The sequence below is a fragment of the Bacteroidia bacterium genome, from assembly GCA_026932145.1.
GTDB lineage: Bacteria > Bacteroidota > Bacteroidia > J057 > JAIXKT01 > JAIXKT01.
This window is the reverse complement of sequence record JAIXKT010000064.1, coordinates 1-14,711: the sequence shown is the minus strand read 5'-3', so window position 1 is coordinate 14,711 and position 14,711 is coordinate 1. Positions and strand designations below refer to the sequence as shown.

At 38.6% G+C, this 14,711-nt stretch carries 15 protein-coding genes; 13 read left to right on the top strand and 2 right to left on the bottom strand.

The window, feature by feature from the left end; all coding sequences use genetic code 11:
- Window positions 1-85: 85 nt before the first annotated feature.
- The 13 genes from LC115_13690 to miaA all read left to right on the top strand — a co-directional run bounded on the left by LC115_13690 (window position 86) and on the right by miaA (window position 13,428).
- Entirely contained in the window at window positions 86-307 is a 222-nt protein-coding gene (locus LC115_13690; GenBank protein MCZ2357720.1) for a hypothetical protein, read from the top strand.
- Window positions 308-994 carry a tRNA (guanosine(37)-N1)-methyltransferase TrmD gene (gene trmD, locus LC115_13685; GenBank protein ID MCZ2357719.1) on the top strand — a complete coding sequence of 229 codons (687 nt, stop codon included), beginning with the start codon at window positions 308-310 and terminating at the stop codon, window positions 992-994.
- A 128-nt stretch (window positions 995-1,122) separates the two neighbouring features.
- Window positions 1,123-2,106 (top strand): MlaD family protein, encoded by a 984-nt coding sequence (locus LC115_13680; protein MCZ2357718.1) that lies wholly within the window; start codon window positions 1,123-1,125, stop codon window positions 2,104-2,106.
- Window positions 2,106-2,579, top strand: a complete 474-nt coding sequence (gene tsaE / locus LC115_13675; protein MCZ2357717.1) for a tRNA (adenosine(37)-N6)-threonylcarbamoyltransferase complex ATPase subunit type 1 TsaE — start codon at window positions 2,106-2,108, stop codon at window positions 2,577-2,579. Before LC115_13680 ends, tsaE begins: the two co-directional genes overlap by 1 nt.
- A gap of 16 nt (window positions 2,580-2,595) precedes the next feature.
- Window positions 2,596-4,632, top strand: coding sequence for a methionine--tRNA ligase (gene metG / locus LC115_13670; GenBank protein MCZ2357716.1), 2,037 nt, complete (start codon window positions 2,596-2,598; stop codon window positions 4,630-4,632).
- Between the two features lie 55 nt (window positions 4,633-4,687).
- Complete coding sequence (locus tag LC115_13665) at window positions 4,688-5,101, top strand: response regulator (protein MCZ2357715.1); 414 nt, start codon at window positions 4,688-4,690, stop codon at window positions 5,099-5,101.
- A 10-nt stretch (window positions 5,102-5,111) separates the two neighbouring features.
- The gene (locus LC115_13660; protein MCZ2357714.1) at window positions 5,112-6,830 is read left to right on the top strand and encodes a SpoIIE family protein phosphatase; all 1,719 of its coding nucleotides are present in this window, start codon (window positions 5,112-5,114) and stop codon (window positions 6,828-6,830) included.
- The gene (locus LC115_13655; GenBank protein MCZ2357713.1) at window positions 6,830-7,594 is read left to right on the top strand and encodes an alpha/beta hydrolase; all 765 of its coding nucleotides are present in this window, start codon (window positions 6,830-6,832) and stop codon (window positions 7,592-7,594) included. The genes LC115_13660 and LC115_13655 overlap by 1 nt, the downstream gene beginning before the upstream one ends.
- Window positions 7,595-7,997: 403 nt before the next feature.
- Window positions 7,998-8,243, top strand: coding sequence for a 50S ribosomal protein L28 (rpmB, locus tag LC115_13650; protein ID MCZ2357712.1), 246 nt, complete (start codon window positions 7,998-8,000; stop codon window positions 8,241-8,243).
- A 69-nt stretch (window positions 8,244-8,312) separates the two neighbouring features.
- Complete coding sequence (locus LC115_13645; protein ID MCZ2357711.1) at window positions 8,313-9,089, top strand: RluA family pseudouridine synthase; 777 nt, start codon at window positions 8,313-8,315, stop codon at window positions 9,087-9,089.
- A 132-nt stretch (window positions 9,090-9,221) separates the two neighbouring features.
- Window positions 9,222-11,708 carry an endopeptidase La gene (lon, locus tag LC115_13640; GenBank protein MCZ2357710.1) on the top strand — a complete coding sequence of 829 codons (2,487 nt, stop codon included), beginning with the start codon at window positions 9,222-9,224 and terminating at the stop codon, window positions 11,706-11,708.
- A 14-nt stretch (window positions 11,709-11,722) separates the two neighbouring features.
- Window positions 11,723-12,484 carry a DUF4292 domain-containing protein gene (locus LC115_13635; protein MCZ2357709.1) on the top strand — a complete coding sequence of 254 codons (762 nt, stop codon included), beginning with the start codon at window positions 11,723-11,725 and terminating at the stop codon, window positions 12,482-12,484.
- Complete coding sequence (miaA, locus tag LC115_13630; protein MCZ2357708.1) at window positions 12,481-13,428, top strand: tRNA (adenosine(37)-N6)-dimethylallyltransferase MiaA; 948 nt, start codon at window positions 12,481-12,483, stop codon at window positions 13,426-13,428. Before LC115_13635 ends, miaA begins: the two co-directional genes overlap by 4 nt.
- On the opposite strand, the gene LC115_13625 is transcribed toward miaA, so the two are convergent.
- Together LC115_13625 and LC115_13620 are read right to left on the bottom strand one after the other, a co-directional pair.
- Window positions 13,406-14,107: an OmpA family protein gene (locus LC115_13625; protein MCZ2357707.1), complete on the bottom strand. Its 702-nt coding sequence runs from the start codon at window positions 14,105-14,107 to the stop codon at window positions 13,406-13,408. The two genes, miaA and LC115_13625, sit on opposite strands and share 23 nt — an antisense overlap.
- 49 nt (window positions 14,108-14,156) lie before the next feature.
- Window positions 14,157-14,555 (bottom strand): YqaE/Pmp3 family membrane protein, encoded by a 399-nt coding sequence (locus tag LC115_13620; GenBank protein ID MCZ2357706.1) that lies wholly within the window; start codon window positions 14,553-14,555, stop codon window positions 14,157-14,159.
- Window positions 14,556-14,711: the final 156 nt, after the last annotated feature.

Here is a 14,711-nt window from a genome sequence, read left to right as displayed (position 1 = left end):
TATTAACACCAAGTCTTAAAAATACTACTTAATATTGCGTAACATCAGTTAATAAATTATATTGCTATAAACTAAAAAAATCTGCATGCCTTCCCCTAAAAAAAAGCCAGTTTCCTATACAGAAATAATTACTCCTAAAAACTTACTGATGAGCATTGTGGGGCTATCAGTTTATTTTTTAGGAATATATATTTTTGGAAAAATAGCCCCGCCGGATTTAGCTCATTATGATTTATATGAGTTACTTTTTGCACTCATAAGCGGAGGAATCGCTTTTAGCTTGATATATTATAAATTGAAAAAATAAATGCAAATAGATATTTTGACTTGCCAGCCGGATGTTTTTTCAAGCCCTCTGGAAACCTGTATTTTGAAGCGTGCACAACAAAAAAAATTAGTAACTATCAATATTCATAATCTGCGAGATTTTTCTGCCGATAAACACCGAAAAACAGACGATTATCCCTACGGAGGAGGTTCCGGAATGGTTATGATGGCACAACCTTTTGCAGACTGCATTGAACAGTTACAAGAAAAACAGCAATATGACGAAATCATTTTTCTAACTCCTGATGGTGAGCTATTTACACAAACTATTGCAAATGAATTATCTCTAAAACCGGCTTTGATGATCTTAGCAGGCCGCTATAAAGGTATAGACCAACGAATTCGGGATAATTATGTAACCCGTGAAATTTCTATTGGAGATTATGTCCTTTCTGGAGGTGAACTTCCGGCAATAGTAGTCATAGATACCCTTGTAAGGCTTCTGCCCGGAGCCTTAGGAGATGAAGTCTCGGCATTAAGTGATTCATTTCAAACAAACTTATTAGACCCTCCACATTACACCCGCCCGGAAAATTTTAGAGGCTGGAAAGTTCCACCAGTCTTGTTAAGTGGTAATACCGCCAAAATTGAAGCATGGAGAGATACCCAAGCACTCGAAAAAACACAAAAAAGAAGACCTGACTTACTCAAAAAAGAAGAAAATTGAAAGTTTAACAGCCAATCCAAACACCTTTATACCCACAAATACCGCTCTACAATCAAAAAACGAAACGTTTAGCATAAAAAACACAAAAAACAACCGTTTTACTTCATTTTTTTGCAACTTTGCTTCCTATGAAATTGCAAATTCGGGATGAAACCAAAGTCGGTTTATTAGCCGCTTTTACCATTGCCCTTTTGATTATTGGCCTTAACTACCTAAAAGGATACTCTCTATTTGAACGTAAGTTTATGCTAAATGCTTGGTATCAAAATATTGACGGATTGCGTGTGGGAGACCAAGTATTGCTAAATGGCTTACAAGTAGGGCAAATTCGAACCATTGAACTCAACGAAGAAGCCGGAAAAATCCAAGTATCTTTTGACGTAAAACACGGAATTAAAGTTCCCGCTGACTCAAAAGCTATGATATACTCTACCGACTTTTTGGGAACAAAAGCGATGCAAATTTTACTCGGAAAATCTACCACCTATTTAGACCACAAAGATAGAATCACCGATAGCGTCCAAATCGGCCTCATAGACCGATTTAGTAATGAACTTTTACCCGTCAAAACCAAAGCCGAATCACTAATAGTCGAAGCTACAAAAGTATTAGAAAGTTTTAGAGGAATAGTAAACGAACAAGAACGCTATCAACTGAAATCAATCATCGCTAATTTACAACTGATTACCGGAAACGTTGCCAAATCTACCGGAGGCCTCAATAACACCATGAAAAAAGTTGATGACATGACAAAATCTGCCGCCTCTATCTTAAACAATTTTGAAAAAAATAATGAGATGATTACCAAAATCATGACCAATACCGGTAAACTAACAGATTCATTAGCAGCTTCTTCCGGCGAAATACAATCTACAATCCGAAATGCAAACGCTTCCCTAAAACAGTTTACCCAAATAGCAGAAAAAATCAACAACGGGCAAGGAACTATCGGTATGTTGCTAAATAACGACAGCTTGTATAAAAACCTCAACAGTTCAGCAAAAAGTTTAGATGACTTATTGATAGACCTACGGGAACATCCCAGCCGGTTTGTACACTTTTCCTTATTTGGAAAAAAAGACAAAACTTCTGCTAAAGAAAAAAAACGATAATGACTGAATGGGCTGTTTGGGATTGTGTTCAAGAACTTGATTGGCAAAAGATAGCTATTGATGTTTTTAAAAATTTTGCCGGATATAGACCCATTTGGCTGCTTTCAGGCGACCTTGGAGCCGGCAAAACATCTTTTGCAAAGGCACTCGGCCATTGGATAATCCCGGAAGCTACTATCCAAAGCCCCACTTTCAGCTTAATTCAGGAATACCAAAACAATCAAATACACTTTTACCATGCTGACCTGTATCGCCTGAACAAAGTAGAGGACATCTATGAACTCGGCCTCATTGAACTTATGGACTCCGGAAAACTACTTTTAATAGAATGGCCGGAAATAATATTACCCATCGTTCCGGCATCAGCAGCAATATGGTTAAAATTTTCCTATACAGGAGACCCCACGACAAGGCTTTGCACTCTTTACCTACCAAATGAAGCCAATTTTGGCCAAAATCACCTAAATCTCTAATCACCAAATTCAAATTATGAACACACGTTATACCGTTACGGCAGCATTACCTTATGCAAACGGTCCTTTACATATTGGCCACCTATCCGGTGTTTATATTCCCGCCGATATTTATGTGCGCTTCTTACGCTCAAACGAACAAGATGTGCTCTTCATCTGCGGCTCTGACGAGCACGGCGTAGCAATAACAATCAAAGCAAAACAGCAAGGAACAACGCCCCAAGAACTCGTAAACCACTATCACGAAATCCTGAAAAAAACATTCCAAGATTTTGACATCTCGGTAAATATTTACCACCGCACATCAGATAAAATCCACCACGAAACAGCCCAAGCGTTTTTTCAAAAATTTTATAATGAAGGTAAACTCGATGTACAAACTTCTTTACAGTATTATGATGAGCAAGAACAGATTTTTTTGGCAGATAGATACATAATTGGTACTTGCCCCAGATGCCAAAACACGAATGCCTACGGCGACCAATGTGAGCAATGCGGCTCTACACTCGCTTCCAACGATTTGATAAACCCACGCTCAGCCCTCAGCGGCATAACTCCTGTGCTAAAAGAAACAAAACACTGGTTCTTACCCTTAGACCATTACCAAAAATTCATGGAAGAATGGATTCTAAATCAGCATCAAGATTGGAAGCCAAATGTTTATGGCCAATGTAAATCATGGTTATCAGAGGGTTTAAAAGCCAGAGCTATCACCAGAGATATGGACTGGGGAATAAAACCAGCTGTCCCAGATTCCGAAGGAAAAGTCCTCTATGTTTGGTTTGATGCCCCCATCGGTTACATATCTGCCACAAAGGCTTGGGCTTTGCAGCAAGGAAAACCAGAAGAATGGAAAAAATATTGGCTCAAAAACCAACCCGAAGGGGAAAGTAAGCTCATTCACTTTATCGGAAAAGACAACATCGTCTTTCATTGCATAATATTCCCGATAATTTTACTTGGCCACGGAGAATATATTTTACCCGAAAACGTTCCGGCAAATGAATTTTTAAACTTAGAAGGGCAAAAAATCAGCACATCAAGAAATTGGGCAGTTTGGGCACATGAGTTTTATGAACAATTTCCTGAAAAAACAGACGTTATGCGTTATGTATTAACAGCAATTATGCCGGAAACCAAAGACAGCGACTTTACTTGGCAAGATTTTCAAGCCCGAAACAACAATGAACTTGTAGGCATTTTGGGGAATTTTATCAACCGAGTAATGGTCATAACCCACAGAAACTTTAACGGACAAGTTCCCGATGCACCCTTGAACGAAAGCCTTCTGGCGGTTATCCAAAACAAAGAAGCAGAATTAACCCAATCTATGCAGGAATACCGCTTTCGAGAAGCCCTCCAAGCAATGATGGCCATAGCACGGGAAGGAAACCGCTATTTAACCGAAACAGAACCCTGGAAACTACTCAAAACAAAGCCTGCCGAAGCCGCCAAAGTTATCCGCACTTGCTTAGAAATAACCGCCAGACTAACAATTGTTATGGAACCCTTTTTGCCCAAAACAGCTAACACCTTGACCCAAATGCTCGCTATCCCCAAACCAATGAACTGGAAAAACCTCCAAGACCTTATTTTGCTAAAACCCGAAACCACACTTAACCCCGCAAAGTTATTATTTGAGAAAATTGAAGATTCCGTTATCCTCGAACAAGAGCAATATTTAAAAAAGAAGCTGGAAAAACCCCTACCTCCGGTTCATCCTCCCGTAGAAAACAGCATTCCTATTGAATATTTTCAGCAAATTGACCTTCGAGTAGGGCAAATTATCGCCGCAGAACGTATCCCCAAGGCAACAAAACTGCTCAAATTAACAGTTGATATTGGGTACGAAAAACGCACAATCGTTTCCGGAATAGCCGAACATTACGCCCCAGAATCCCTAATTAACCAAAAAGTAGCCGTAGTCGCCAATTTAGTACCCAAAAATATTCGAGGTATAGAATCAAAAGGCATGATATTAATGGCAGAAAATCCAAACGGACAATTGTTTTTGGTTTCCCCCGAAGCAATACAGGGAAGTATTATTCGTTAATTTTTCTATTTTGGAAATATTATCCGTAAATTTGCACACGTAAATATCATAAGCTATGGGAAAAATTAAAAGAGCTATCTTATGTGTTGATGATGAAAAGATAGTATTAGACAGTTTACAAGAGCAACTGTATCAGGTCTATGGGGATAGTTTTCAGTATGAAATTGCTGAAAGTGTGGAAGAAGCCTGGGAAGTTATTGATGACTTGATTGCTGATGGTTTTGATATGGTGTTAGTTATCTCAGATTGGCTCATGCCTCGTGTCAAGGGAGATACTTTTTTGGTGGACGTTCATAGCAAATATCCTGAAACCGTAACCATTATGCTTACCGGTCAAGCAGATTCCGATGCAGTCCAAAATGCAATGGATAACGCTAACCTATATGCATACATCCGAAAACCTTGGAGAGAAAATGATTTAATTCAACAAGTAAATATCGCTTTTAAAAAATTAGGCATAGATTTGTAAGTTAGATTGCATGAAGAAACCCACGATATTGTGTGTTGATGATGAAAAAATCATCTTAGATAGTTTAGAAGAACAAATTAACTATAGGCTTGGCAGAGAGTTTGAGATTTTATTAGCCGAAGGAGGCGAAGAAGGCTTAGAAGTAATCAATGAACTGAATGAAGAAGGCAAAGACTTAGCCGTAGTAGTTTCAGACCAATTGATGCCGGGGATGAAAGGGGACGAATTTTTGATTCGGGTTCATAATATGCACCCGGAAACGCTCAAAATTCTCTTAACCGGTCAGGCCAGCATTGATGCAGTACGAAACGCCATTAACAATGCCCACTTATACCGGTATGTTATCAAACCTTGGGAGGAAAACGACCTGATGCTCACAATTGAAGAAGCCGGCAGAAGCTATCTACAATATCTACAATTGATAGAGCATAATCGTCTTTTACGTGCATTAAATAAATCATCACAAGAGATTTCCGGTGAAATAGATATAAAGCGTCTGATTAACCGCTTTATGCAAAACGTTATGGAAAACGCCGGTGCAGAAAAAGGTTTTCTGCTGATGGAGCGTGACGGCGTTCTTGCTATAGAAGCTATCGCCGCAGCAACCCAACAAACAGCCAAAGACCTACAATCCAAATTTGCAAACGAATCAAATTCTTTTACCAGCCATGTCCTTGAAATTATCACAAAAACGATTGAAAATGATGAATTTCCAAACCATCGTTTCGTAACCCCTATATCCAGAAAAGGAAAAAGTCTTGGGTACTTATTCTTAGAAAATAATAGCTCCCACAGCGCATTCAGCTATAATCAACGAGAAGTACTTCAAATGCTGGCTTCCCAAGCTGCTATTTCCATAGAAAATGCAAATCTATATGCCAGAGTCCAAGAAAAAACAGCCGAACTCCAAGAAGAAAAAGAAAAAGTAGAAAAAATAAATTCTCTCTTAAATGATAAAAATAAGGATATTTTAGATAGTATCCGCTATGCTAAACGCATACAGGAATCAATCATGCCGGAAAAAGACCTTCTGACATATTATTTTCCTGAATCATTCATTTTGTATAAACCCAAAGATATTGTTTCAGGAGATTTCTATTGGTTTACCACCCGAAACGATAAACTCTTTATTGCAGCAGTAGATTGCACCGGACACGGAGTCCCCGGCGCTTTTATGTCCGTTATTGGAAGTAATATACTAGGGCAGGTAGTAAATGAATATAACATTGCTGACACAGAGGCAATTTTAGATATGATGAACTTCCGCGTGAGTACTACTTTAAAACAAGGCGCTGAAGGGTCAGAATCTAATGACGGAATGGATATAGCTCTGTGTATCATAGATATAGAAAATAAACAAATCCAGTTTTCCGGTGCTAATCGCTCAATGTACATTTTGCGTAACGGAGACTTAGTGGAATACAAATCGGATAAATTTCCCATTGGAGGCCGCCTTTTCCAAAATAGAGAACGTTCTTACTCCAAGCACCTTGTTGATATACAACCCGGAGACATTCTCTATATCTTTACAGACGGAATCACAGACCAATTTGGTTTAGTAGGCGACCAAGAAAAAAAATATACCTTTCGTCGCTTGCAGTTACTCTTAACGGGATTGCAAGAAACCCCGCTTACAGAACAAGCAAAAGTTATTGATAAAGAAATAGAACATTGGCGCGGCAGCGTTGAACAAACAGATGATATTTTAATTATTGGCATTAAATTCTAATGGCACAGTTACCTTTTAGTGAATACGGGTCGGGTGAAAACATCTTGGTGTTATTACACGGTTATGGAGCAGATAGAAACCTATTTCGCCCACTTATTCCCCGTTTAGAAAAACAATTTCGCATAATAACCCTGGACTTACGCGGGCACGGTGAAGCGGTAAATATTCGTAAACCCTTTCATTTTGACCAATTCGCCGCCGATGTTATTGAAACCTTAGACAATCTAAACATCCAGCAGTTTAACCTAATGGGCTATTCTATGGGAGGATTTATTTCCCAAATAATAGTTCGAAATTACCCACAAAGAGTTTTGAAATTAGTGTTGGGTTGTACCAGTGCTTACAAGAACGACTCTTTTTACGAGCGTACTATTGAAAAACGGGGGCTGCCAATTCTGCTTAGTTTAATAGGGGTTAAAAATTTTGCAAAATTAGTTTTTCCCGGTGCTGCCGGCGGAAAACCCTTAGACCCAGAATCATTAAAACAATTTAAATCCACATTGGCAAAAAACGACCCAGAAAATATTATCGAAATAGGGGCAGAAATCTTTAAATTTGACAACCGACCTTGTTTAAAACAAATTCAAATACCCACCCTTGTTTTAGGAGCCAAGAAAGATTTTATAGTCCCGTTTCGGCACAGCCAGTTATTAGCAGATAATATTTCAAACGCAAGATTGCACGTATTTCAAGATGCCGGACATGGAGCCATCTTTACCCACCGAACTGAAATGGCAGAAGCTATACAAGCCTTTTTCAAATAATATCGGCTTCATTCTTTCACAATACTTCGATAAACAACTGTAAATTACAACTTTTGCGGAGCTGAGAGTCAGAAAGCCTAATGCAGAAAGCAGGAATTTTGGCTGTTTTGAGAGAGAAAATTATCACGTCTGTAAATACCTAACTTAGGAGATAGCGCAGGCGTAAATAACTTACTACGAGCCAAAAACTGAATATTTGTCAGGAGGCCTACCTACTTTTCCAAGAAAACAGAAAACCATAATGCTATGGTTGCAATAATGATTGACCAACGAAACTATAGCGTTTATACTTTCTAAGCCACAATCTGGGTATTAGCATACGTTTTTTTAGATTTTAGAAAAAAGTATTGGTTTTTTGAACAAAAACTAAGAACTTTGCAGCCCACTATAAAATAATGAATTTATGGCACGAGTTTGTCAATTAACCGGTAAAAGGCCTGTGTCAGGTAATAACGTTTCTTATGCGAATAACCGCACTAAACGTAAATTTTATCCCAATCTACAGACAAAACGTTTTTACGTACCGGAAGAAAATGCTTGGATTGTACTTAAGGTATCTACTCAAGCAATCAGAACTATCAATAAAAAAGGTATTTTACAAGCACTAAAAGATGCCGAAAAAAAACGCGGAATTTATTTTGTTTTTTGAAAACCGCATAAAAGGCTAATTTTAAACCTTGACAAGCCTCATTTGAGGCTATGTTTCTAATAACAATCTGTGGCACATACAAAATTCCCGAAATTATCGGACTATATCTTGTACCAAGATGAGTATGTGCTTATTTTGAATAAGCCAGCCGGAGTTCCCAGCTTAAAAGACAGAAATGAGCCGGAGCAAACGGACTTATTAGCACTTATCCGAAAAACATATCCAGAAGCACAACTCTGCCACCGCTTAGACAAAGCCACCTCAGGTGTCATAATAGCTGCTCTTAATCAAGATGTTTATCGAGCAATAGCATTACAGTTTCAGGAACGAAAAATCACTAAGTATTACTACACCCTCATTGCCGGTAGGCACTTGTTTGACCGGGTGCAGGTAGAAGCCGCTATTTCCATACAAAGAAACGGATTGGTTAGAATAGATATAAACAGAGGAAAAGAAGCTACAACAATCTTTGATAGCGTTGAATTTTTCAATGACTATACATTGGTTCGCTGTGAACCCATTACGGGCAAACAACACCAAATCAGAATCCATTTAGCTTATTTGCAGTGCCCCATAATCGGAGATACCGATTATGGCGGCGTAGATATTTTTCTATCTAAACTCAAAAAGCGATATCATTTAGATAGAAACTTGGAAAAAGAACATCCTATCAACCACCATTTTTTGCTCCACGCCGGCTCTATAACATTTGAACATCCTGTAAAGCAGGAACTAATGACCTGCGAAGCCCCATTTCCCAAACATTTTGACGCTGTTTTGAAGGTTCTACGAAAATACAACCCTTTGCCCGCCTCTCACCACCCACAAACTACACAAAAACAATAATTGTTGTAGTTCATCCGTTTATTTCAATAAGTATTATTTTTTTATACAAATAATATCTTAAGTTTGGCCTACTATTTGAGCGTAACTTAGTTATTTTTTCAAACAGACATTTCGTCATCTTTTAAAGGATTTATGCATATACCTTCTGACATTTGGTTAGATTCTCAGGAAGATAACAATAACTTTAGCTTTCCACCTACTGCAGAAAGCCCAGAAAAATTGGATAAAGAAAACCTACCCAAATCTTTACCGGTACTTCCTCTGCGTAATATGGTACTTTTTCCGGGTCTATTCATGCCCATTACCGTAAGTAGGGAACGGTCTATCCAGCTTGTTAAAAAAGTCTATGACACCAAAGACCACCTGATGTGTGTAGTAACCCAAAAAGATAGCGATGAAGAACATCCCGGTTTTGATGATGTTTACAAAGTTGGAACCGTAGCCCGTATCTTGAAATTGATACGGATGCCCGAAGGAAGTGTTACCATCATTATACAAGGCACTACACGTGTTAAAATTGAATCCTTTTTGGAAGAAACCCCTTATTTTATCGCAGAGATAAGCCTTTTTCCGGATACCGAAGCGGTTCATGATAAGTCTAAGGCTATGTTTCGCACCATTAAGCAATTAGCAAACGATGTAATAGACCTTTCTCCCAACATTCCCAAAGAAGCTCATTTAGCTATTAATAACATTCGCTATCTAAATTTCTTAATTCACTTTGTAGCCTCTAACCTTCCCGTTGATGTTAGTATAAAACAGGAACTCCTTGAAATAGAAGATATTATGCGAAAAGGGGCGGCTGTTATTTCACATTTACAGCAAGAGATACAGCTACTTCAGCTAAGTGAAGAAATCAACTCTCGGGTTCGTAATGACTTAGAAAAGCAGCAACGAGATTATTATTTGCGTCAGCAAATACGAGTAATTCAGGATGAATTAGGAGATGAAAGCGAAATCGGTGATATTGAACGACTTAAAAAGCGTGCTGCTTCCAAAAAATGGTCATTAGAAGCCCAAGCAGCCTTTGAACGCCATATCGGTAAATTAGCCAGAATGAACCCCGGAATGCCGGAATATACTGTCTCTACCAATATTATTGAGTGGATGCTCGATTTGCCTTGGCAGCAATATACCAAAGACCGCATTGACCTTGAGAAAGCACAAAAAATATTAGATAAAGACCATTTTGGTTTAGAACAAGTAAAAAAACGTATTTTAGAGCATTTAGCCGTTATGAAACTGAAAGGGGACGACAGCAGAGCTTCTATTTTATGTTTATACGGACCTCCGGGGGTTGGAAAAACATCCTTAGGAAAGTCAATCGCAAAATCACTTAACCGGAAATTTGTGCGTATGTCGTTAGGAGGCGTTCGAGATGAAGCCGAAATTCGTGGCCATAGAAGCACCTACATAGGCGCAATGCCCGGCAGAATCCTACAAGGACTCAAAAAAGCAAAATCCGGAAACCCCGTATTTTTACTCGACGAAATTGACAAAGTAGGAAACGACTTCCGCGGAGACCCCGCCTCTGCTCTCCTCGAAGTACTTGACCCTGAACAAAATAACTCCTTCAACGACCACTTCCTTGAAGTAGATTATGACCTCTCCAAAGTAATGTTTATCTGCACCGCAAACTCCTTAGAGACAATTCACCCGGCCCTTCGGGATAGAATGGAAATCATTGAAATAAACGGCTACTCCTTAGAAGAAAAAGTTGAAATAGCCAAAAAACACCTTATTCCAAGCATTCGGGCAGAACATGGCCTCAAAGAAAAACAAGCCAGAATAGACATAAAAGCTATCCGATGGCTTATTGAACACTATACACGTGAATCCGGTGTACGAATGCTGAAACAACAAATCTCCGGAATCTTTAGAGGTATCGCAACCCGAATTGTGAAAGATGAAACCGCCGAAATCCGCGTAACGGAATCAATGGTAGAAACTTTCTTAGGAATCCCTAAATTCGATAAAGAACACAGCGAAGAATTGATATTGCCCGGTGTGAGCGTAGGCTTAGCATGGACACCAACCGGCGGCGATATTCTTTTCATCGAATCTACCTTAATCAAAGGAAACGGAAAGCTGAATATTACCGGCCAACTCGGTGATGTTATGAAAGAATCTGCTACCATAGCATTAACATTTTTAAAAGCGAATGCCGACCTTTTGAAAATATCCAATAAAGTCTTTGACCATTGGGACTTGCATTTACATGTTCCGGCAGGTGCTATTCCCAAAGACGGCCCCTCCGCCGGTATTGCAATGCTTTCTGCTTTTGCTTCTTTATTTACCCAACGGCTTGTGCGCTCTAATCTCGCCATGAGTGGAGAAATTACCCTGCGCGGTAAAGTTTTGCCGGTAGGCGGAATCAAAGAAAAATTGTTAGCAGCCGTAAGAGCGAATATCCGAGAAGTTATTTTATGCCACGAAAATAGAAAAGATGTATCTGAAATAAACCCGGAATACTTACAAGGGCTTAATGTTCACTACGTTAATACAATGCTGGAAGTATTCGATCTCGCTTTGGAAAAATCAGAAGTTAAGCAACCCCGCATTCTACTTCCCAATGAAATTTCTCCCGAAATGCTTACTAATCCTGCTGCCCGCGCTTAATTATTAGTATCTACATGAAATCCAGAGTATTTTTTGTTGGATGCACTATATTAGCTACTTTGTATATTTTTTCCGGATGTAAATCCGGAAAAAATATACAAAAAAAATCTTCCTATTCCCAAAAACAACCTTTCAATAAAAATGAATTGGTTCATAACAATGTCATTTACAAAACCTTTCTAATAAAAGGTAAGGCCGAATATTCTGATGAAAAAACGAAACAGCAGTTTCAGTACAAAATTCAAGGTTATCGGGATAGCTTGCTGTGGGCATCTCTGACCGTGATGGGCTTTGAAGGTATGCGAATGAAAATCAGCCAAGATTCTATCTGGATACTTAACCGCTTAAAAAAGCAGGTAATGGTAGGCTCATACCAAGATATTGAAAAATTGGGAGGCTTGCCGGTAAAGTTAGATTGGGCGCAAGAGTTATTGGTTGGAAACACTCCTGATTTTGTATTAGATGCTACCTTTGAACAAAATTCAAATAAAGCTGTTTGGAAAGAAGGATCAAATGAATTTATTTTGATTTTAGACCCTAATAATCAAAAACTTGTGAGTTTAACCAATAAGCAACCTAAGAGAACTACGTCTATCAGTTATGCACAATTTTCCGAGGTAATCCCGATACTTCCAGCGTCTATGCTGCTTAAAACTGCCGGTAAGTCTGAGCAAAACGTAGCCTTACATCACCAAAAAGTAGAGTTTGATGTTGCTGGCGGGTTGAACTGTAGTTTTAACGTTCCTCATGACTATATATATGTACCTATTCAATGAAACGTCTGTTGTTAGTAATTGGTGGAGCTACGGCCTGCGGAAAATCGCAGGTAGCTTTGTCTATTGCTAAAAAATTAAATACTGCTGTTATTTCCGCAGATTCCAGACAAGTTTATCGTGATTTGGATATTGGAACGGCAAAATTAATGCCGGCAGACCGGCAGGGAGTTCCGCATTATCTGATTGATTGTTGTGATCTACATGAGAGCTATAATGCCGGAAAATTTACCAAAGATGCACTTGAGATTTTATCACAACTATTTCTAAATCATCAGGTTGTGGTACTTTGCGGTGGGACGGGACTTTTTATACAGGGAGTTATTTCCGGTTTTGCCCAGATACCGGAAGTTTCGCCTACTATTCGTGAACAGCTAAATACCGAATTAACTAAGTTCGGCCTGCCTCGATTGGTTCAAGAGTTAGCGCAGGTAGATCCCAAAACGGCTCAAAATATTGACTGTCATAACCCGCATAGAGTTTTACGTGCCTTAGAGGTTTTTAGAGCTACCGGTAAACCACTCAGCTATTTTCATAATCAGCAACCTACTTTGAGAGATTTTGATGTACTTTATTGCGTGCTTTCGTTAGAAAAAAACGTTTTACACGCACGTATAGAAGCACGTACTCGAGATATGCTTTTTAGAGGCTTAGCTCAAGAAACCCAAAATATATTGCAAAAATATCCATTCTCTGAAATACAGGCATTACAAACCGTTGGTTATCAGGAATGTATTTCTTATTTACACGGGAAAATCACAGCACGAGAACTCCCTGAGCAGATTATTCTGCGAACGAAACAATATGCTAAGCGGCAAATCACTTGGTTCAACAAAGTACCTGATGCTCACCGAATATCTGCCGAAGATCCGGAATTTGCTACTCAACAGATAATGGATTTATTGGAAAAGCAATTGGCAATACTTAATTCAACACCGCCACGGTAGTACGTCTATTCTTTTTTCGCCCTTCTGGGGTAGCGTTATCTGCAATGGGTTTCGTTTCTCCGTACCCTTTGGCAACCAATCTGCTTGCATTAATTCCCTTTTGTATCAGATAATTTTTGACTGCGTCTGCTCTGGCTTGGGATAGTTTTAGGTTTGCTGCATCATCTCCTTGGTCGTCTGTGTGGCCGGCAATTTCTATACGGACGCTTGTGTCTATGTCTAAAAATGCTATTAACTCTTTCAATTCAGGATATGATTCGGGTTTAATTGCGGCAGAATTTACATCAAAGTATAGATTATCTAAGGTAAATTCCTGCGGAGGTCTGTATTTAAGTGTTAAATCGCTTTCAAAAGCTCCGTCTTCTATGGGAACTTCCACCAAAACGGATTGTTCTGAGTGGTGGTGTGTGAAATACGTTACTTTGTAGGTGTCTCCTTCCGGAACTAATAGATGCCATTTGCCGGCTGCGTCTGTTTTAGCAGTAGCTTTAAACGTTGTTTTTTGACCCTTAACTTCAAGACGTTCGTTGGGTAGCGGTTTTCCCTTTAAGTCCGTTAATAGAATTTTAAGAAGCGTTTTTTCTTCAGTGGCTTCTAATGCTTGAGCAGAACTATCAATTTTAACAAAAAAAACTAATAATGCTGCTATCCAATACCCTAAAAAAATACGATTTAGCATACTCTTAAAACAAAATAGACGCACGAAAACTGTGCCAAAACAACAAACTTTATATTACGTCAAAGATAACCAAAAGAGCGTAAATAAAGCCCGGAAAAAACAATAAGAACCAGAGGATTAGGCTTATCCAAAAATTTGTTGTTATTGAATTTTCATACACAAGCACACCTATAAACGGTAAAAATATGGAAATAAGTACACAAACGCCTTTGCTTGCTCCTGATCCGGCTGTCTTTCTAAATACCCTCAATTGTTCGCGCATTTTTTGCACCATTTCTTTACGTTCTTGTTTCCGAACCTTAGAAGATTTTTGGGGTGATGCGGTATTTTTCTGAGGACCTGAATTATTTATAACCGCTTGATTATTAGTAGAAGCAGCCAAAATATTCAAGTTTGCTACAAACCAAATTAAAAGTATGCTTAACACACATTTCATAATTTTCTCCATAAAAAAAGATTACTAAGTTCACAAACATACAGAAATTTAGATTTTACTAAGAGGTTGTTTAAAAATGGTGTAAAAATTGTTAACGTATTTAATATCACATGGTTAAATAAATATTTATTCGTATATTGCTGATTATTAATCAGATAATTAAGCAAG

What these genes read in the sequence shown, in the direction of transcription:
- LC115_13680 (MCZ2357718.1), top strand. Translation starts at nt 1,123, where the DNA reads ATGAAATTGCAAATTCGGGATGAAACCAAAGTCGGTTTATTAGCCGCT.
- LC115_13655 (MCZ2357713.1), top strand. Translation starts at nt 6,830, where the DNA reads ATGGCACAGTTACCTTTTAGTGAATACGGGTCGGGTGAAAACATCTTG.
- LC115_13660 (MCZ2357714.1), top strand. Translation starts at nt 5,112, where the DNA reads ATGAAGAAACCCACGATATTGTGTGTTGATGATGAAAAAATCATCTTA.
- miaA (MCZ2357708.1), top strand. Translation starts at nt 12,481, where the DNA reads ATGAAACGTCTGTTGTTAGTAATTGGTGGAGCTACGGCCTGCGGAAAA.
- LC115_13620 (MCZ2357706.1), bottom strand. Translation starts at nt 14,555, where the DNA reads ATGGAGAAAATTATGAAATGTGTGTTAAGCATACTTTTAATTTGGTTT.
- tsaE (MCZ2357717.1), top strand. Translation starts at nt 2,106, where the DNA reads ATGACTGAATGGGCTGTTTGGGATTGTGTTCAAGAACTTGATTGGCAA.
- LC115_13635 (MCZ2357709.1), top strand. Translation starts at nt 11,723, where the DNA reads ATGAAATCCAGAGTATTTTTTGTTGGATGCACTATATTAGCTACTTTG.
- rpmB (MCZ2357712.1), top strand. Translation starts at nt 7,998, where the DNA reads ATGGCACGAGTTTGTCAATTAACCGGTAAAAGGCCTGTGTCAGGTAAT.
- LC115_13625 (MCZ2357707.1), bottom strand. Translation starts at nt 14,107, where the DNA reads ATGCTAAATCGTATTTTTTTAGGGTATTGGATAGCAGCATTATTAGTT.
- trmD (MCZ2357719.1), top strand. Translation starts at nt 308, where the DNA reads ATGCAAATAGATATTTTGACTTGCCAGCCGGATGTTTTTTCAAGCCCT.
- metG (MCZ2357716.1), top strand. Translation starts at nt 2,596, where the DNA reads ATGAACACACGTTATACCGTTACGGCAGCATTACCTTATGCAAACGGT.
- lon (MCZ2357710.1), top strand. Translation starts at nt 9,222, where the DNA reads ATGCATATACCTTCTGACATTTGGTTAGATTCTCAGGAAGATAACAAT.
- LC115_13665 (MCZ2357715.1), top strand. Translation starts at nt 4,688, where the DNA reads ATGGGAAAAATTAAAAGAGCTATCTTATGTGTTGATGATGAAAAGATA.
- LC115_13690 (MCZ2357720.1), top strand. Translation starts at nt 86, where the DNA reads ATGCCTTCCCCTAAAAAAAAGCCAGTTTCCTATACAGAAATAATTACT.